The 18,325-nt window shown below is 69.2% G+C and carries 17 protein-coding genes and 1 other RNA gene; 5 read left to right on the top strand and 13 right to left on the bottom strand.

Going from position 1 to position 18,325, the window contains the following annotated elements:
* Positions 1-22 precede the first annotated feature (22 nt).
* Positions 23-1,843, top strand: coding sequence for a DivIVA domain-containing protein (locus QWI33_RS04565; RefSeq protein WP_289955356.1), 1,821 nt, complete (start codon positions 23-25; stop codon positions 1,841-1,843).
* A 445-nt stretch (positions 1,844-2,288) separates the two neighbouring features.
* Here QWI33_RS04565 and mmsB read toward each other — a convergent pair whose 3' ends face one another.
* The 3 genes from mmsB to chvE all read right to left on the bottom strand — a co-directional run bounded on the left by mmsB (position 2,289) and on the right by chvE (position 6,358).
* On the bottom strand, positions 2,289-3,620 hold the full coding sequence (mmsB, locus tag QWI33_RS04570; RefSeq protein ID WP_289955358.1) for a multiple monosaccharide ABC transporter permease: 1,332 nt from the start codon (positions 3,618-3,620) through the stop codon (positions 2,289-2,291).
* The gene (gene mmsA, locus QWI33_RS04575; protein ID WP_289955360.1) at positions 3,617-5,170 is read right to left on the bottom strand and encodes a multiple monosaccharide ABC transporter ATP-binding protein; all 1,554 of its coding nucleotides are present in this window, start codon (positions 5,168-5,170) and stop codon (positions 3,617-3,619) included. The genes mmsB and mmsA overlap by 4 nt, the downstream gene beginning before the upstream one ends.
* Positions 5,171-5,272: 102 nt before the next feature.
* Entirely contained in the window at positions 5,273-6,358 is a 1,086-nt protein-coding gene (gene chvE, locus QWI33_RS04580; RefSeq protein ID WP_289955362.1) for a multiple monosaccharide ABC transporter substrate-binding protein, read from the bottom strand.
* Positions 6,359-6,699: 341 nt separating this feature from the next.
* On the opposite strand from chvE, the gene QWI33_RS04585 reads away from it, so the two are divergent.
* Positions 6,700-8,007 (top strand): protein kinase domain-containing protein, encoded by a 1,308-nt coding sequence (locus tag QWI33_RS04585; protein WP_289955364.1) that lies wholly within the window; start codon positions 6,700-6,702, stop codon positions 8,005-8,007.
* Between the two features lie 287 nt (positions 8,008-8,294).
* Here the strand turns inward: QWI33_RS04585 and QWI33_RS04590 are convergent, their stop codons facing one another.
* From QWI33_RS04590 to ilvA, 5 genes are all read right to left on the bottom strand, one after another.
* Entirely contained in the window at positions 8,295-9,062 is a 768-nt protein-coding gene (locus QWI33_RS04590; RefSeq protein WP_353895396.1) for an alpha/beta hydrolase, read from the bottom strand.
* A 236-nt stretch (positions 9,063-9,298) separates the two neighbouring features.
* Positions 9,299-9,580, bottom strand: a complete 282-nt coding sequence (locus QWI33_RS04595; protein ID WP_289955368.1) for an Rv1322 family protein — start codon at positions 9,578-9,580, stop codon at positions 9,299-9,301.
* Between the two features lie 9 nt (positions 9,581-9,589).
* Positions 9,590-9,817 carry a hypothetical protein gene (locus tag QWI33_RS04600; RefSeq protein ID WP_289955370.1) on the bottom strand — a complete coding sequence of 76 codons (228 nt, stop codon included), beginning with the start codon at positions 9,815-9,817 and terminating at the stop codon, positions 9,590-9,592.
* A 23-nt stretch (positions 9,818-9,840) separates the two neighbouring features.
* A complete protein-coding gene (locus QWI33_RS04605; RefSeq protein WP_289955372.1) occupies positions 9,841-10,530 on the bottom strand; it encodes a uracil-DNA glycosylase in 690 nt (229 codons plus the stop codon).
* Positions 10,531-10,533: 3 nt separating this feature from the next.
* Positions 10,534-11,748, bottom strand: coding sequence for a threonine ammonia-lyase (gene ilvA / locus QWI33_RS04610; protein WP_289955373.1), 1,215 nt, complete (start codon positions 11,746-11,748; stop codon positions 10,534-10,536).
* Between the two features lie 396 nt (positions 11,749-12,144).
* On the opposite strand from ilvA, the gene QWI33_RS04615 reads away from it, so the two are divergent.
* Positions 12,145-13,419, top strand: coding sequence for an ABC transporter ATP-binding protein (locus tag QWI33_RS04615; protein WP_289955375.1), 1,275 nt, complete (start codon positions 12,145-12,147; stop codon positions 13,417-13,419).
* Between the two features lie 71 nt (positions 13,420-13,490).
* Here QWI33_RS04615 and greA read toward each other — a convergent pair whose 3' ends face one another.
* Both greA and QWI33_RS04625 read right to left on the bottom strand, forming a co-directional pair.
* Positions 13,491-13,985: a transcription elongation factor GreA gene (greA, locus tag QWI33_RS04620; RefSeq protein ID WP_289955376.1), complete on the bottom strand. Its 495-nt coding sequence runs from the start codon at positions 13,983-13,985 to the stop codon at positions 13,491-13,493.
* Between the two features lie 139 nt (positions 13,986-14,124).
* Entirely contained in the window at positions 14,125-14,520 is a 396-nt protein-coding gene (locus QWI33_RS04625) for a DUF4307 domain-containing protein (protein WP_289955378.1), read from the bottom strand.
* 275 nt (positions 14,521-14,795) lie between these two features.
* Here QWI33_RS04625 and mca point away from each other — a divergent pair, with 275 nt between their 5' ends.
* Both mca and QWI33_RS04635 read left to right on the top strand, forming a co-directional pair.
* The gene (mca, locus tag QWI33_RS04630) at positions 14,796-15,647 is read left to right on the top strand and encodes a mycothiol conjugate amidase Mca (RefSeq protein ID WP_353895397.1); all 852 of its coding nucleotides are present in this window, start codon (positions 14,796-14,798) and stop codon (positions 15,645-15,647) included.
* Positions 15,648-15,939: 292 nt separating this feature from the next.
* Positions 15,940-16,524: a YqgE/AlgH family protein gene (locus tag QWI33_RS04635; protein WP_289955381.1), complete on the top strand. Its 585-nt coding sequence runs from the start codon at positions 15,940-15,942 to the stop codon at positions 16,522-16,524.
* Positions 16,525-16,677: 153 nt separating this feature from the next.
* Here QWI33_RS04635 and QWI33_RS04640 read toward each other — a convergent pair whose 3' ends face one another.
* The 3 genes from QWI33_RS04640 to smpB form a co-directional block, all read right to left on the bottom strand.
* Complete coding sequence (locus tag QWI33_RS04640) at positions 16,678-17,127, bottom strand: DUF2269 family protein (RefSeq protein ID WP_289955383.1); 450 nt, start codon at positions 17,125-17,127, stop codon at positions 16,678-16,680.
* Positions 17,128-17,255: 128 nt separating this feature from the next.
* Positions 17,256-17,629: a transfer-messenger RNA gene (gene ssrA / locus QWI33_RS04645) on the bottom strand.
* 107 nt (positions 17,630-17,736) lie between these two features.
* On the bottom strand, positions 17,737-18,246 hold the full coding sequence (gene smpB / locus QWI33_RS04650; RefSeq protein ID WP_270115071.1) for an SsrA-binding protein SmpB: 510 nt from the start codon (positions 18,244-18,246) through the stop codon (positions 17,737-17,739).
* Positions 18,247-18,325 lie beyond the last annotated feature (79 nt).

The raw sequence follows: 18,325 nt of genomic DNA on the forward strand, positions 1-18,325 counted from the left end.
CGGCTTACGTGAGGATGAGGGTATGGCGCGTGAAGACAGACTGGACGACTCGGAACTGCTGACCGGATTCAACGAGGGTGGACCCGTCGAGTACGAGTTCGAGACCGCCTTGCGCGGATACGACAAGGGACAGGTCAAGCGGTTCCTGCAGCAGATGCAGCTCCAGATGGACACCCTCGCAGGTGAACGGGCGGAGGCGGTCGCGCAGATCGACCGGCTCGTGATCCAGATCCAGCAGCTGCAAGCCCAGATCCAGGAGCTCAGGCGCCGCAGTGCCGCGGGCGACAAGGCCTCGTACCGGCACCTGGGCGTGCGGATCGAGCACATGCTGACCCTCGCGGAGGAGCAGGCCGAGGAGATCAAGGCCAACGCCCACGCGCAGACCCAGCACCTGCACCACCACGCGGACAACCGTCTTCGCGAGGCCGAGGCGCAGATCGAGCAGGCCCGCAAGGACTTCGAGACCACGCTGAAGGCCCGCCGGGCCGCCGCCGAGAAGGCCGAGGCCGACCGGCGCGCGATCATCGACGCCGAGATCAACAAGCGGGCCCGCGAAGCGCAGACCATGGTGGACCAGGCCAAGGAGCGCGCCGCCGCGCTGGTGGCCGAGGCCGAGCAGGACGCCGAGAACAAGCGCGCCGCGGCTGACGAGCAGACCCGGCAGCTGGTCGCTCACGTCGAGCGCCTCCGCGCCGAGGCCCAGCAGCTCAAGGACGACGCCGCTCTCGCGTCGGAGCAGGTCATCAGCGAGGCCCGCGAGAAGGCCGAGCGGATCGCCGCCGAAGCGGAGGCCGAGGCCGAGCGCAAGCGCGCCGAGCACGAGGCCGAGCTGCGGGACCTGCGCACCGAGGCCGTCGAGAACCTCGAGAAGTTCAAGCAGGAGACCGAGACGTTCGCGCAGACCGTCCGCACCGACGCCGAGAGCGAGGCCACGCGGGTGCGGGCCGAGGCGGCCGACAATGCGACCCTCACGCGCACCGAGGCCGCCGACGAGGCCAAGCGCCTCCGCCTCGACGCCCAGCGGCGCCTGGAGGAGGCCGAGGCCGAAGCGCAGCGGCTCACCACCGAGACCGACGAGAAGGTCGCGAAGCTCACCGCCGAAGCCGAGGAGGCCGCCCGCCTGGAGCGCGAGGCCGCCGAGGCGAGCGCACTGCGGCTGGCCGAGGAGACCGAGCGCGAGACCCAGCGCCTGCGCGAGGAGGCGGCCGACGCCTCCCGCAAGGAGCGCGAGGCCGCCGAGGTCGCCGCCCGCAAGCTCACCGAGGAGACCGCGGCCGAGACGGCCCGCCTGCGCGAGCAGGCCGCCGCCGAGGCCGAGCGGGTCACCGCCGAGGCCGCCGCGGAGGCCGCCAAGCTGCGCGAGAACGCCGACCGGGCGAGGGTCGAAGCGGAGTCCGAAGTGGAGCGCGCCCGCGCGCAGCTGACCGAGATCGAGACCGAGCGCGAGCGGCTGCTCGCCGAGGCCAAGGCGGAAGCCGCGCGCATCCTCGAGCAGGCCGGCATGGAGGCCGAGCAGGTCCGCTCCGAGCGCGACCAGTACGTGTCCGAGGCCGAGAAGAAGGCCGAGAACGCCAAGCGCCGCGCCGAGGAGCTCTCCAAGACCGCCAAGCAGACCGCGCGCCGCGACTCCGAGGCCATCCTGGCCACGGCCCGCGCGCAGGCGAAGAAGCTCATCGAAGAGGCCCGCGCGGCCCGCGCCGAGGAGCCCCCGAAGGCGGCCGAGCAGGCCGTCCAGGAGGCGACCGCCGAGGCCGCGGTGAACAAGCCGACCAACGCCCGCAAGCGGCCCCAGGGCGGCGGCAAGCAGAACAGCGGCGCCGCAGAGAAGGTCTCGTTCTCCTAAGCAGGCGAAACGAACGGGAGGGCCCGGTGCGAAGATCCGCACCGGGCCCTTTCGCATGTCCCCCGCACCCCGCACCCCGCACCCCGCACCCCGCACCCCGCACCCCGCACCCCGCACCCCGCACCCCGCACCCCGCACCCCGCACCCCGCACCCCGCACCCCGCACCCCGCACCCCGCACCCCGCACCCCGCACCCCGCACCCCGCACCCCGCACCCCGCACCCCGCACCCCGCACCCCGCACCCCGCACCCCGCACCCGACGATGCTCGCCCGACTCTTTCGGGTGACACGGCCGCCGCCGACCCCCGTTTTCGTCGGTCCCCCGAGCAAAGCTGGGCGCTAGGGTTCCTTCCCCTCTCGGGAGGGTGGGGGTTCGTGGACGGCCGCACGCGAAAGGGCCCGCAGCGCATATGCGCTGCGGGCCCTCAGATCCAACGTGAGCGACTACGAGATGGGCTTGTCATCCGTGGTCGCGTCGAGCGTCCCGGCCTTGGTGGGCTCCTCGTCAGTGCCCTCCTTGGCCTTGCGCTTGGCGTCGCCCGCACCGCCGGGGGTGGTGCCGACGATCGGCGGCATCAGGCCGCCGCCGGTGGCGCGCTTCTTGTTCCACACGTCGAACAGCACCGCGGCGAGCACGACCAGGCCCAGGATGATCTGGACCGTGTCGGTCGCGATGCCCAGGACCTGCATGCCCTGGCGCAGGACGCCCATCACGAGACCACCGATGACCGCACCGATGATCGTGCCGACGCCGCCGGTGACCGAGGCGCCGCCGATGAACGAGGCCGCGATGGCGTCGAGCTCGAACGCGTTGCCCGCGCCCGGGGTCGCCGCGTGCAGGCGGGCGGTCACGATGACGCCGGCGAGACCGGCCAGCGCACCCATGATCACGAAGACGAAGAACGTGGTCTGCTTGGTCTTGACGCCCGAGAGCATCGCGGCCTTCTCGTTCCCGCCACCCGCGTAGACGTGGCGGCCGAACACGGTGCGGTTCGCGATGAACGTGAACAGCAGGACCAGACCCAGCAGGATCCAGCCGATGATCGGCAGGCCCTTGTACGAGTAGAACGTGTACGCGGCGGCGAGCATGACCGCGGCGATCGCCGCGGTCTTGATCAGCCAGGTCGTCTGGGAGGACGCGGCGATGCCGGCCTTCACCTGGCGGCTGCGGCTGCGCACCGAGAAGTACACGAACAGGGCCGCGCCCAGGATGCCCACCACGAGGGTCGGCACCCGCAGGTCGACGCCCATGAACTGGTAGCCGGAGGCGAGCTCGTTGAAGGTGCCGGTGGTGCCCTTCGTCTCCGCGTCCAGGACCTTGAGGGTCAGGCCGCGGAAGATGAGCATGCCCGCGAGGGTCACGATGAACGCCGGGATGCGCACGTACGCGATCCAGAACGCCTGCCAGACGCCGATCGCGGCGCCCAGGGCCACGGCGAAGAGCACCGCGACGTACCAGGGCCAGCCCCAGTCCGAGAGGGCGATCGCCGACATGGCGCCGCAGAACGCCAGCACGGAGCCGACCGACAGGTCGATGTGGCCGTTGACGATGACCAGCATCATCCCGATCGCGAGGATCAGGATGTACGAGTTCTGCAGGATCACGTTCGTGATGTTCAGCGGCGTGATGAAGTTTTCGTTCTGCAGGGTCACGTTGAGGACCTGGAACAGGATCATGATCAGCACCAGGGCGATGATCATGCCGTAGGCGCGCAGGTTGATGTTGCGCACTGCCGAGAGGAAGCTCGGCCGGGTCTTGGTCGGGACGGTGGTCATTGGCGTTGCTCTTCTCCCCCGCTGGCGGTCTCAAGGGTCATGAGACGCATCAGCTCTTCCTGTGTGGCGTTGGCCCGGTCGACCTGACCGGTGATGTGGCCGGCGCTCATCGCATAGATGCGGTCGCACATGCCGAGCAGCTCTGGCAGTTCGGAGGAGATCATGAGAACCCCCTTGCCCTGGTCGACCAGCTTGTGGATCAGCTCGTAGATCTCGTACTTGGCGCCGACGTCGATGCCTCGCGTCGGCTCGTCGAGGATGAGCAGCTCGGGTTCGGTGAAGACCCACTTCCCGAGCACGACCTTCTGCTGGTTGCCGCCGGACAGGTTGCCGGCGAGCGAGTAGACCGACGGCGCCTTGACGCCGAACTCGACGCGCAGACGCTCGGAGACCGCGTTGACCTTGTCCTGGTCGACGACGCCGCGCGAGGAGAGCCGGTCGAGCCCGGGGAGGGTGAAGTTCTCCCGCAGGTCGTAGTCGAGGTGCAGGCCGTAGTGCTTGCGGTCCTCGGTGGCGTAGGCCAGGCCGGCCTCGATGGCCTCGGGGACGTCGCGCACGTGCAGTCGCTTGCCGTCCATCGTGGCCTCGCCCGAGATGTTCGAGCCCCAGCTGCGGCCGAAGACGCTCATCGCGAACTCGGTGCGCCCGGCGCCCATGAGCCCGGCCAGGCCGACGATCTCGCCGCGGGCGACGTTGAGCGAGGCCTTGTTGACGATCACCCGGTCGCGCTGCTCAGGGTGGTAGACCGTCCAGTCGTTGACCTCGAAGAAGACCTTGCCGATCTTCGGGTCGTGCGGCGGGTACAGGTGCTCGAGGTCGCGGCCGACCATGGACTTGATGAGCCGGTCCTCGGTGACGGCGCCGGCCTCGGTCTCCATCGTCTCGATCGACTGGCCGTCGCGCAGCACGGTGATCCGGTCGGCGACCGACAGGACCTCGCCCAGCTTGTGGGAGATGATGATGCTGGTGACGCCCTCCTCGCGGAGCTGGCGGAGCAGCTCCAGGAGGTTCTCGGAGTCGGAGTCGTTGAGGGCGGCGGTCGGCTCGTCCAGGATCAGGAGCTTGACGTCCTTGGACAGGGCCTTGGCGATCTCGACGAGCTGCTGCTTGCCCACGCCGATCTTCTCGACCAGCGTGGCCGGGTTGTCGTGGAGGCCGACCTTCTGCATGAGGCGGGCGGCCTCGGTGTTGGTGCGGTCCCAGGAGATGACACCGCCGCGCTTGCGCTCGTTGCCGAGGAAGATGTTCTCGGCGATGGAGAGCTCCCCGACGAGGGCGAGCTCCTGGTGGATGATGACGACGCCGGCGGCTTCGGAGTCGCGGATGTTCTTGAACTGGGCGGGCTCACCGTCGAACTCGATCTCGCCGTCGAAGTCCCCGTAGGCGTAGACGCCCGACAGGATCTTCATCAGCGTCGACTTGCCGGCGCCGTTCTCGCCGACGAGTGCGTGGATCGTGGCCCGCTTGACCCCCAACGCGACCCCGGACAGTGCGAGCACGCCCGGGAACCGCTTGGTGATCCCCCGCATTCGGAGGATGTCTTCAGACATTGCTTCGTCCCATTTTGAAAGATTGGACTGCTCTGGGGAGAGAGGTTCAGGGACGCCCATGGCGGGCAGGGCGTCCCTGAGAGAAAGGTCTGGCGGTGACCGTTAGGCCAGTTCTTCGGCGTCGATGTAACCGGAGTCGACGACGATCTCCTGGTAGTTGTTCACGTCCACGCTGACCGGCTCGAGCAGGTAGGCCGGGACGACCTTGTTGCCGTTGTCGTAGGTCTCGGTGTTGTTGACCTCGGGCTCCTTGCCGTCGAGGACCGCGACGACCATGTCGACCGTGGTGGCCGCGAGTTCGCGGGTGTCCTTGTAGACGGTCATCGACTGCAGTCCGTCGATGATGTACTTCACGGACTCGACCTCGGCGTCCTGGCCGGTCACGACGGGCATCTCGGTGTAGCCGCTGCCCTGGAGCGAGGCGATGATGCCGCGGCTGATGCCGTCGTACGGCGCGAGGATCGCGTCGACCTGGGAGCCGTCGTTGTAGAAGTTGGACAGGATGTTGTCCATGCGCTCCTGCGCGACGGCGCCGTCCCAGTTCTCGGTGGCGATCTGCTCGAGCGTGGTCTGGCCGGACTTCACCACGAGCTGGCCGCCGGTGACGTAGGGCTCGAGGACCTCCCAGGCGCCGTTGAAGAAGTACTGGGTGTTGTTATCGGTCAACGCCCCGGCGAAGAGCTCGATGTTGAACGGGCCGGCCTGGTTGGCGAGGTCGAGGGCCTCGACGATGTAGGTGCCCTGCAGGGTGCCGACCTTGGTGTTGTCGAACGACGCGTAGTAGTCGACGTCCGGCGTGTCCAGGATGAGGCGGTCGTAGGCGATGACCGTGATGTCCTGACCCTTGGCCTGGGCGAGGACGCCGCTGAGGGACTTGTTGTCGATCGCGGCGATGACGAGGACGTCCACGTTCTGGCCGACCATGGTCTCGATGGCGCTGACCTGGTCGGCGGCGACGTCGTTCGAGTACTGGAGGGTGACTTCGTAGCCCTCTTCCTCGAACGCGGCCTTCAGGTTGTCGCCGTCAAGGATCCAGCGCTCGGAGGTCTTGGTCGGCATCGCGATGCCGACCTTCTTGCCGCCCGAGCCGTCGCCGCCGCCTTCTTCAGAGGCGCAGGCGGAAGCGACCATGGCGACTGCGGCCGCGCCGATGGTTCCGGTCATCAGGTGTCGTCGGTTGACGTTCATCTGCTTAGTACTCCTTCGTACCGGGCGGTGCCGGTGCACGACCGACGACGCCCTGGGGTCAAGACGGATTCGATAGTTCAACGTTTTTCCACAACCGTCAACAGCGGATGCGTCTCGTGTCCGAATCGTTGCTTTCCAACAACGACGAATTCCGACACTCGACTCCCTCGCGGCACATCGAACCCGTGACACCTCAATGAAAATAACTGTGCGTATTTACTTCCTCACCTGATCGTCCCACATCCCTACGGCCGACTACCGCTTGACCGATCGGATGGGTTAGCCTCACATTTAGTGCCAAATCACGACACCGAACAGCTGACCCCCCGGAGGAGGTGAGGATGTCGACCACCCAGACCATCGGACCCGCCGCCGTACACCGTTTACTGCACCGGGACGCGGTGTGCAGCGTCTTCAGCGGCACCGTCGCGACGGGCCCCACCGATCTGCTGTGCGTCACCGTCGCCCATGAGCGCGTCGACGGCTCCCGACGCGAGGTGTTCCTCGAATGGGCCGCGAAGCTCACCGGCCTCCCCGCCCACCCCCACCTGTCCCCCTGCACCGCCGTCGGGCTCACCGAGAACGGCCGCCCCTACCTGGCGGTCGGCACGGCCCGGCGCAGCCTGGCCGACCTCCTCGCCGAGCAGGGGCCGATGCCTCCCGGGCAGGTGCGCGCCCTCGGCGTGGCCTTGAGCGACGCCGTCGCCGTCTACCACCGCGCCGGGTTGATCCACGGTGCCATCCAGCCGTCCCACATCCTCGTCGGGACCGCCCGCCACCTCCAGCTCACCGCCTACGACGTGACCGCCCCCGTCCTGGCCGCGCCCCTCCCCCCGAGCCCCTACACCGCCCCTGAGCACCTCGACGCCGCCGTCGCGGGAGAGGTGGCCGCGAGCCCCTCCGGAGACGTCTACGCCCTCGCCACGGCCCTCTACGCCGCTCTCGGCGGTCGGCTTCCGTGGGTCCGGCACGCCCGCGAGGACGCCGCCGACCCCCTGCTGCGCGCCGCCCCCGTGCCGCACATCCCCGGCGTGGACGCCGAGCTCACCGACATGATCGGCGCGGCCCTCAGCCCCGACCCGCGCCGCCGGCCGACCGCCGACGCCTTCCGCGAGCAGCTCACCCGCCTCCAGCTCTCCGGCCCCAAGGCCCAGGGCCCCCGGCCCGACACCGTCGCCAACGGCCTCCTCCCCCGGCGCGGCCTTCGCCCTGTGACGGTCGCGGTCTCGACCGAACTCGCGCCCTACCGGCCCGGCCGCGAACGCGTCGGCCTGCGCCCGCGGCTGCGCTCCATCGCCACGGCCACCGCCGGGGTCGCCCTCACGGGAGCGCTCCTCGGTGGCGCCGCACTGGCGACCTATGCGGCCACCAACCCCGAGAGCACCGAGACGTTCTGCTCCGACCCGGCCCTGCTGGGCGGGCGCATCGACGAGCAGCTGGAAGACGGCCGGATCGTCGACAGCTGGTGCGCCGAGGAGGGCGACTACGTGGCCGCCACTGTGGACTATCCGGGCGGCTCCGGGGGCGACGGCGAGGGCGCCACCGAGCGCAGGGTGTGGCGCATCGAGGGTGAAGACCTCGTGGCCGTCACCGACTGCACCGACGCGGCGCTGCCCACCGCCATCGCCGACTTCCTCGAGTGCGCCTGAACGCACGGCACCCCGGAGACCGCGGCCGGTGCGATACCGCCGGGCCGTTGGTGACCGGGCCCTGTTGCCGTTGCGGTCCTCAGGACCCGCCCGCTCATGGTTCGCGCCGCCTGCTTGGCCGTCATCTCGGCCTCCTCGTCTGAGCCGGTCTGCTACGCCGGTCCTTCCGGCGTGGCTCCATGATGGGAGGCCGAACCTGAAGCCACGCTGAAGCCGCCTGAAGGCGGCTTCAGGAAGCCGGATTCAAGCGGCTGCGAGCCCGACTCGGAGCGGGTCCTGCCCGAAGCTCAGTCGCGTTCGGGCTTCGGCAGGAATCCGCCGAAGGCGGCGACGGTCTTGTTGGCGTAGGCGGAGGTGTCGCCGCGCTCCATCGGGCCGTGCCATGTGGTCGGCACCGGCGCGTGCTCGGGGAGGATGCGGCCCACGATCCGGTCCAGGGCCTCTTCGGCCTTGCCGACCCACAGGTGGCTGCCGTTGGCGATCTCCACGACCTCCGCCTGCGGCACGGCCGCGAAGCGCTGCTTCGCCTCCGGGTACTGGAGGTAGTCGTCCTGCTCGGGAATGAGCGCCAGCAGCGGGCGGCCGTCCTCGGCCCACCGCTCCAGGTCGTCCTCTTTGGAGTACCGCAGCGGCGGCGAGAGGAGCACGGCTCCTTCGACTCCCGGCTCCAGGCCGTACTTGAGGGTGAGGTCGGTGCCGAAGGACCAGCCCACGAGCCACACCCGCGGCAGGTCCGCGAACTCCGCGTACTCGACCGCCGCGGCGACGTCGAAGCGCTCGCCCACGCCGTTGTCGAACGCGCCCTGGCTCGTGCCCTGCTGGGACTCGGTGCCGCGGGTGTTGAACCGCAGCACCGCCATGTTCGCCAGCGCGGGGAGCCGCCAGGCGGCCTTGCGGAAGATGTGCGAATCCATCATGCCGCCATGGGTGGGCAGCGGGTGGACGCAGATGATGGTCGCCTCGGGCGCGCGGTCGGCGGGCAGGGCGAGTTCGCCGACGAGTTCGAGCCCGTCGGCGGTTTCGAGCGTGAGCGCCTTGCGTTCGGCAGGGAGCATGCTCGCGGATCTGATGACAGCCACGCCGGAATTATCCCCGCTGGAAGGCGATCGGCACCACCGCGTGTGGCACACCTGGCACGCGAACCTGGCCTCGTGCTGGGGGGCGTGCCGAAGGGCGGCGTGCCGAAGGGCGGCGTGCCGAGGGGCGGCGTGCCGAGGGGCGGCGTGCCGAGGGGCGGCGTGCCGAGGGGCGGGGCCTCGCGGCCCCGCCCCTCAGATCGTTCGGTTGTGGTTCAGCGCCAGCGTCCGGGCTGACGACGGCTCCTGGCGTTCCAGCAGCCGGTGTGCCAGTGGCGGCGGTCGCCGCCGTCGCCGTCGTCGGCCCAGGCGACGACGTGGGGCGTGCCCGGCTGGATCTCCAGGTCGCAGCCGGGGCACCGGTAGGTCTTCTCGGCCCCGGCGCCGGGGATGCGGCGGACCCGGACGGGTCCGTCCGGGCCGTCGATCAGGCTCGGGTCCTGAGCGCCCGATGTCGGCCGCCGGGCTTCGCTCTGGCGGCGGTTCTTGCGCGGCATGGTGCGCCCTTAAGCGTGAGCGGGGTCGTCTCGCCCGGCGTCGGTCGCCGCGGCGGCCTCCGCCTCGGCCGCTTCGCGCTCGACCCGCTCGTTCAACCGGCGGACGTGCTTGTTCATCCCCCTGATGAGGAAGATCGTCACGACGACGAGGAACACGGTCACGAACAGCCCGAGCGGCCCGGCCATCGCCTGGTCGCGCTCCGGCCCGAACTCTTGCTGCGCCAGGATCTCGATCACGGGTCAACCGTATCCCGCGGGCCCTAGGACTCCTGCAGCGCCGGAAGCCGCCAGTCGACCGGCTCACCGCCCTGCTCGACGAGGAGGGCGTTGGCGCGGCTGAAGGGCTTGGAGCCGAAGAAGCCGCGGCGGGCGCTCAGCGGCGACGGGTGGGCCGATTCGATGGCCGGGACCGCGCCGAGGAGGTCCTTGAGCTTGCGCGCGTCGTTGCCCCAGAGGATGGCGACCGACGCGCCGCCGCGCTCGGCGAGGGCGCGGATGGCCTGCTCGGTGACCGCTTCCCAGCCTTTGCCGCGGTGCGAGGCGGGCGTGCCGGGGGCGACGCTCAGCGAGCGGTTGAGCAGGAGGACGCCCTGCTCGGCCCAGGGGGTGAGGTCGCCGTTGGCCGGGAGCGGGAAGCCGAGGTCGTCGCGGTACTCGTTGAAGATGTTGACCAGGCTCTTGGGGATGGGGCGCACGTCGGGGGCGACGGCGAACGAGAGGCCGATGGCGTGGCCGGGGGTGGGGTAGGGGTCCTGGCCGACGATGATCACCTTGACGTCGTCGAACGGCTGCTGGAAGGCGCGCAGGATGTGCTCGGCGGCGGGCAGGTAGCGGCGTCCGGCGGCGACTTCGGCGCGGAGGAACTCGCCCATCTTGGCGACGTCGTCGGCGACGGGGGCGAGGGCCTTGGCCCAGCCGGGCTCCATCAGTTCTTCAAGCGGTTTGTTCATGACTCAGATGCTAGGACCCTCCACCGACACGAAATACCCCGCGTCGCGCAGGGCCGCAACGATTTCGGTCGCGTGTTCGGAACCGCGGGTCTCGATCGAGAGGTCCACGGCGACTTCGCCGACGGAAAGTCGCGGGTCGCTGCGCTGGTGGTAGACGTCGACGATGTTGCCGCCGTAGGCGCCTACGAGCTGCAGGATCGAGGCGAGCGCACCGGGCCGGTCGGGGCAGCGCAGGTTGGCGCGCATGAAGCGGCCGGAGGCGCCGAGGCCGTGTTCGATGAGCCGCATGAGCAGCAGCGGGTCGATGTTGCCGCCGGAGATGACGGCGACGGTGGGGGTGTCGTAGTCGACCGAGTAGTTGAGGAGCGCGGCGTATGCGGTGGCCCCGGCGGGTTCGACGACGAGCTTGTTGCGTTCCAGGAGTGAGAGGAGGGCGCGGCTGATGTCCTCCTCGGTGACGGTGACTATTTCGTCCACAAGGGAGGCAACGTGTGCGAAGGGGACGTCGCCGGGGCGGCCGACCTTGATGCCGTCCGCGATGGTGTGCATCTTCTCGAGTCGCACGGGTCGCCCGGCCGCGAGGGAGTTCGGGTAGGCGGCGGCGCCTTCGGCCTGGACGCCGATGATGCGGATGCCGGGCTTGAGCTGCTTCGCGGCGGCCGCGATGCCGGCGATGAGCCCGCCGCCGCCGACCGAGGTGACGATGGTGCCGGTCTCGGGCAGCTGCTCGAGGATCTCGAGGGCGATGGTGCCCTGTCCGGCGACGATGTCGTGGTGGTCGAAGGGGTGGATGAGGGTGGCCCCGGTCTCGGCGGCGAACTTGTGGGCCGATTCGAGGGCGTCGTCGACGGTGAGGCCGCCGAGGATCACGTCGGCCCCGTACCCCTTGGTGGCGGCCACCTTCGGGAGCGGTGCGGGCTCGGGCATGAAGACGGTGGAGCGGATGCCGAGGGTGGACGCGGCGAGGGCGACCCCTTGGGCGTGGTTGCCCGCGGAGGCGGCGACGACGCCGAGGGCGCGTTCGGCCGGGGTGAGGTGCGAGACGCGCATGTAGGCGCCGCGGATCTTGAAGGACCCGGCGCGCTGCAGGTTCTCGCATTTGAGGTGGACACCGTCGAGGACGGGGTCGCGGGAGGGTTCGAGGGGGGTGCGTCGCACGATCCCGGCGAGTTCGGCCGCCGCGGCGCGGACGTCGTTGAGTGTCACGAGTTGCGTCACGCCTCGATCGTAGTGCGCGGCCCCGGCAGTCCCCGCGAACCCGCCGGACAGCGGTTCCCGGCAGGGCGGCCCCAGGCGAGAAAGCGGTTACTGTATGCCGATATGCCGACCTTCGGCCCGCTTGGGCGCTGCGTCGCGCCATTGAAACCGCAGGTCGTACCTAGTGTGAACCGGCGTTCACCTCCTGCGATCGCGGGTGACCGCCGTTACGCATCGGATAAGGAAGGCTTAAGCTACTAAGCGTCAATCCTTAACCGGGAAGAAGCCTACGAGTCATCCGCACCGACCGCCCGTCCGACCTGCCGACTCACCAGGCGGCCTCACGGCCCGCAGGCCTCGCGGGGCCTCGCCGGGATTGACGACAAATCCATCCCCTTAGCACCCCTGGAGTCAACGGTGACTGCTGTCACGCTGAAGAACGTCTCGAAGGTGTTCCCCGGAGACACCCTGGCCGTGGACTCCTTGAGCATGGAAGTCAACCACGGCGAATTCCTCGTCCTGCTCGGCCCGTCCGGCTGCGGCAAGTCCACAGTGCTCCGCATGGTCGCCGGCCTCGAGACCCCCTCCGACGGCGAGATCCTCCTCGACGGCGAGTACGCCAACGAACTGCCGCCGCGAGACCGCAACGCGGCCATGATCTTCCAGACTTTCGCGCTCTATCCGCACATGTCCGTCGCCGACAACATCGGCTTCCCCCTCAAGCTCGGCAAGCAGAACGGCGCCCAGTCCGTGCCCGACGCCGTGGGCGACATGGCCAGCGCCCTCGGCATCTCGGACCTCAAGGACCGCAAGCCGAACCAGCTCTCCGGCGGCCAGCAGCAGCGCGTCGCCATGGGCCGCGCGCTCGTGCGCCGCCCCAAGCTCTTCCTCATGGACGAGCCGCTCTCGAACCTCGACGTGGGCCTGCGCGCCGAGCTGCGCACCGAGATCTCCTCCCTGGTGCGCCGCCACGACGCGACGACGCTCTACGTCACGCACGACCAGACCGAGGCGCTCACGATGGCCGACCGGGTCGCGGTGATGCGCAAGGGGGTCCTGCAGGACGTGGGCACCCCGGACGAGGTCTACGAGCGCCCGGCGACGATGTACGTGGCCGCGTTCCTCGGCACCCCGCGCATGAACCTCCTCGAAGCGCGCGTCAACGTGTACCTCGATCGCTATGTGGCCCTTGACTTCGGCGAGCAGGAGCTGCGGCTGCCGTGGCACGACCTGCGCGGGCGGGCCGTGGCCCGCTACCACGGCGAGAACATCGTGGTCGGGATGCGGGCCGAGGCGCTGGCGCCGGTGGCCGACGGCCACCCGGGCCAGTCGATCGCGGGCCGCGTGCGCTTCTACGAGCACCACGGCCACGAGACGCTCGTGTTCCTCGACATCGGCGCCACGGCGGTGGTGCCGGACGGCATCGGCGACAAGCCGGACCTGGCGCGGGGCGGCTCGAAGCCGCGCCGCCGCCTCAGCGGCCTGTTCTCCGGGTTCGGGCAGGCCCCGGTCGAGCGCCGCGAGGCCGACACGGGCCCGATCCGCAAGCCCGCGGACCTGGTGTTCCGCCTGCCTCCGCACATCCCGGTCTCGGCCGGGCAGCCGATCACGGTGGCCGTGCACATGGATGCGCTGCACTACTTCGACAAGTACGGCAAGCGGATCGACGTCGGCTGGTCGGCGCGCGCTTAGGCGCGCAACGGATCCAGAAAGCACAACGCCGCGGGCCCCGTTCGGGTCCCGCGGCGTTCGCGTCAGTGCTCTCAGCCCAAGAACTTCTCGGCGTCGATGATCTTCACCGAGATCTCGGTGTCCCTGGGGGTCTTGTAGGAGACGGTGTCGCCGACCTTGTGGCCGAGGATGGCCGCGCCCAGTGCGGAGTCGGGGCTGTACACCGTGAGGTCGGTGGTCGCCGAGATCTCGCGGGAGCCCAGGAGGAACTTCTCGGTGTCGTCGGGGTCGCCGTCGAAGGCGATGGTCACGACGGTGCCGATCTGGATCTCGTCGCTGTCGTTCGCCTCTCCCACCTTCGCATTGCGCAGCAGGTCCTGGAGCTGGCGAATGCGGGCCTCCTGCTTGCCCTGCTCGTCGCGGGCCGCGTGGTAGCCGCCGTTCTCCTTGAGGTCGCCTTCTTCACGGCGGGCGTTGATCTCGGCTGCCATGGCGGGACGGTTCGCGATGAGTTCGTCCAGTTCGCCCTGAAGGCGGTCGAAGGCCTCTTGTGTGAGCCAAGTGCCCTGGTTAGCGTCGGTAGCCATGTGATCCATATCCTCCGAATAGTGCGATCCGTACTGCGAGGTCCTGCCTCTGCGTGAACGTCCTCGCGACCCGGGGTTCACCCCGGATAGCGAAAGGCCCGCCGACCGAAACGCGGTGCGACGGGCCGAAAGTCAATAGTCAGTCCGTCTGCCAACACCTCAGGACTTCGCCGGTGTTGGGCACGCCCTCGACTGCGAGGGGGTACGACATCACCACATGGGTGGCATCGTCCGCCGGGATCTCGACCTCGGCGTACCCGATCTCGGCGCCCGCGAGGTCGCGGGACCTGACGGCGCAGGTGGCGCCCTCGCCGGCCGGCTTGTAGACCTCGAACTCGACGGTGACCTGGCCCGGGACGGAGTCGTCGAAGCCGCGCAGGCGTTCGGAGACCTCGTTCTGGCCGTACAGTTCCGAGAGGCGGTAGGCGGCGACGAGGCCGGCCAGGACGACGCCGATCGTGAGGACCGCGGTCACCGCGGGGCGGCGGCGCCTGGGTTCGCGGCGGCGACCGTAGCGACCGTCAGGAAAGGTCACGTCGGCCGGGTCTGTGAAAGACACAGCCGGCACGCGCCCATCCGTGGTCTGCATCTCAGTCATTGCGTCGCTTTCCTTCGCGATCAGCGGTTTCACCGCCGGAGCCGCGGTTCCTGGCAGAACCGGGAAGTAATGATTATCGAGTATCGTTGCACAGAATGCCAGAGCCGACAACCACCGCAGTGCGCGAGTCGGTTCCGTGCGCCGAGCCTTACCACTAGAAGCACCCGCCAGTGAGGTTGACCGACGTGACGAACCAGAGCAAGCTGCGCCTCATGTGCGTGCACGCCCATCCCGACGACGAGTCGAGCAAGGGCGCGGGCATGATGGCGCGCTACGTGCGCGAGGGCATCGAGGTGCTCGTGGTGACGTGCACCGGCGGTGAGCGCGGCGACGTGCTCAACCCGAAGATGGACCGCCCCGAGGTGCAGGAGAACCTGCCGCGCATTCGCAACGAGGAGATGGCCCGGGCCCGCGAGATCCTGGGCGTCGAGCAGCACTGGCTGGGTTTCATCGACTCCGGGCTCCCGGACGGCTGGCTCCCCGACTCCGGCACCGAGCTGCCCGAGGACGCGTTCTACCTCGTGCCCACCGAGGAGGCCGCCGCCCCGCTCGTGGAGATCATGCGCTCGTTCAAACCGCATGTGGTCACCACCTACGACGAAGAGGGCGGTTACCCGCACCCCGACCACGTGAAGACCCACGAGATCTCCGTCGCGGCCTTCGCCGCCGCGGGCGACCCGGAGCGGTACCCGGGCCTGGGCGAGCCGTGGCAGCCTCTGAAGCTCTACTACAACCACTCGTTCGGCAAGGCGCGCATCGAGGCCCTGCACTACGCGATGCTCGACGCCGGGCTCGAGTCGCCGTACAAGGACTGGATGGACGCGGGCGACTGGACCCGCGACAAGAGCGAGCGGGTCACCACGCGGGTCGAGTGCGCCGAGTACTTCGACATCCGCGACGAGGCGCTGAAGGCCCACGCGACCCAGGTCGACCCTGACGGGTTCTGGTTCGCGGTGCCGCGCGAGCTCCAGCAGAAGGCCTGGCCCACCGAGGACTACGAGCTCGTGGAGACGCGCATCGAGTCGCGCCTGCCCGAGGACGACCTCTTCGCCGGCCTCCGGTAGCACCGCTCCGGCACCACTGCTTCACAACGGCCCCAGGGAACTCCTGGGGCCGTTTTCTCCACTTGCGACGACTGCGGAACCGTGCGTTACGACCTGGACACCGGATCGTCGGGCCTCGTGCACCCTCAGTGAGGAAACAACTGTCGGGCTCCCGACACCACGGTGTATTTCCTCGGAAAGTGCGGGAACCTTGCTGCAAGCGCGCCCCCGCGGGTTACCGTGCCGGGAGAACCGGGGCGAACCCGAGTCAGGGACGTATTCGCGGAGGCGGGCGCAGAACGGAGGTGGCCCCATGGTCAGTCGCGAAACAACACCGGCGCGCACCAAGTCGTTCGTCGGCAGTCTCCTCGTCGCCACACCCACGCTGCAGGACCCCAACTTCGACCGCACGGTCGTCATCGGCGTCGGGCACGAGTCCGACGGGGTGCTGGGCGTGGTCCTCAACCGGGCCACCGAGCGGAAGGTCGTCCACTACCTCGACCAGTGGGCCGATCTGGCGGGACACCCCGCCGTCCTCTTCGAGGGCGGACCGGTGCAGCCCGACGCGGCGATCGGACTGGGCTGGCGGAAGGCGGACGCGCCCTTCAACGACGCGTTCCGGCCCGTGCTCGGGCGCCTCGGCACGCTCGACCTGGCCCGGGACCCCGACGAGGTCGCGCCGCTCCTGGAGGGGATGCGGGTCTTCACCGGCTACGCCGGCTGGGCGCCGGGGCAGCTGGAGGACGAGATCGACGCGGGGGCCTGGATGGTCTTCGACGCCCTGCCCGCCGATCCGTTCTCGGCCAACCCCGAGGAGCTGTGGGCCATGGTGTGGAAGCGCCAGGGCGGCATGCTCTCCGCGGTGGCGCAGTTCCCCGCCGACCCCGTCATGAACTGAGGACCCCGGCCGCTGCATGTGGCTCACGCATGGGGCCGCACTCGCGGCGGTCGCCTGCGGATCAAGCTCCGGGCCGCACTCACGGCGAACGCTTGCGGAGCCGTAGATCAAGCACCGGGCCGCACTCACGGCGAACGCTTGCGGAGCCGTAGATCAAGCACCGGGCCGCCAGGCCATGAGTATCACGACCACCGCGTAGAAGACGATGTTCAGCCCCGAGAGCGCCAGCAGCCGCCCCCGATGCTGTTCCAGCAGTTCGCCGTCCATGGTGCCGTGCGCGTCCTGGAGCTCCTTGCCGATGCGCGCGAGCACGCCGGGGATCACGGCCGCGCCGTTGACCACCGCCACCGCATAGAGCGTCGAGGCGATGATGACCCACGGGTCGGCGAACGAGTACCGCTCGCTCGTCATCATCGTCAGGACCCCCAGGAGCGCGGCCACCAGTGTGAGCGCGTTGAAGGCCATGCAGCGCCGCCCGGCGCGGTGCACGCGGTCGCCGTCCCGCTCCCGCAGCGCCCGCTCCCCCAGCCACGGCGTCAGCATGGCCGGGCCGACGAACGCGACGGCCAGCAGCACGTGCAGGACCGACAACAGAGTGTGCATATTGTGATCTTACGGACAAAACACCCACCGCGCCCGGTGAACCCGATGGCACGCGGCGTCCGGGCCCGGAACCGGGCATGAAAAAGGCCGGGCCCGGACGCCTTCGCGTCCGGGCCCGGCCCGTATGGCCGTGGAGCTGCAGGGAATCGAACCCTGGTCCTCCGCTGCATCTGTGAGACTTCTCCGGGTGCAGTCCGCTGTGCCTTTTATCGAGCCCCACCGATCACGCGGACGAGACGGTGTGGCGGGCTCTAATCGCCGATAATCTCGGCCTTCCGTCCCAGCGATCAAGACGTCGGCCCAGCATCCTTAAATGATGCCGCGAACCCAGAGCGGATGCGCCCCTGGAGCGGCAACTTCACAGTCGCTTAAGCAGCGAGAGCGAAGTCAGTGCGTTTTGCGTTGGCACTTATTGGTTTCCAACGTTGGTTTACGAGACAGCGTTGGCTTCCTCGACCCGCTTCCCTCACCTCAACATACGGAGTCGAAACCGATCAGCCCCGAGACTTGGTGAGTGAGTGTTTCACCCTGTTCAGTTGTAGGTACTGCAGTCGTGCTGTGGAATTCTAACCCAGTCCAACGGCGGGCGTCGAACCGATATTCCCCCGGTCACTTCCCGCCGCGCTTGGCGGCGCGGCCCATGGCCTTCTCGATCTCGCGGTCGGACTCGCGCTTGGCGATGGCCTGGCGCTTGTCGTAGTTCTTCCGGCCGCGGGCGAGCCCGAGCTCCATTTTGGCGTAGCCGTTGAGGAAGTACACCGAGAGCGGCACGAGCGTCAGGCCCGGCTCGTCGAGCTTGTGCGCCAGCTTGGCGATCTCGCCGCGGTGGAGCAGCAGCTTGCGGATGCGCCGGGGCGGGTGGTTCGTCCACGTCCCGAAGTCGTACTCCGGGATGTGCAGGTTGTGGACCCGCGCCTCGCCGTTGTAGATCTCGGCGTACGCGTCGACGATGTTCCCCTTGCCCTGGCGCAAGGCCTTGACCTCGGTCCCCGAGAGGACCATGCCGGCCTCGTAGGTGTCCAGGATCTCGTAGTCGTGCCGGGCCTTGCGGTTGGTCGTCACGACCGAGCGCTCGGGACCCGAGTGCTTGACCTTCTCCTGCGTTTGCTTCTTGGACACGCAGCAAGCTTAACGATCGAACATGTGTCTGGCGACTCTGATTTGCGGCTTCGCGAGCGCCCCCGCTCGGCAAAGCTTG

The sequence above is a fragment of the Glycomyces tritici genome, from assembly GCF_030403505.1.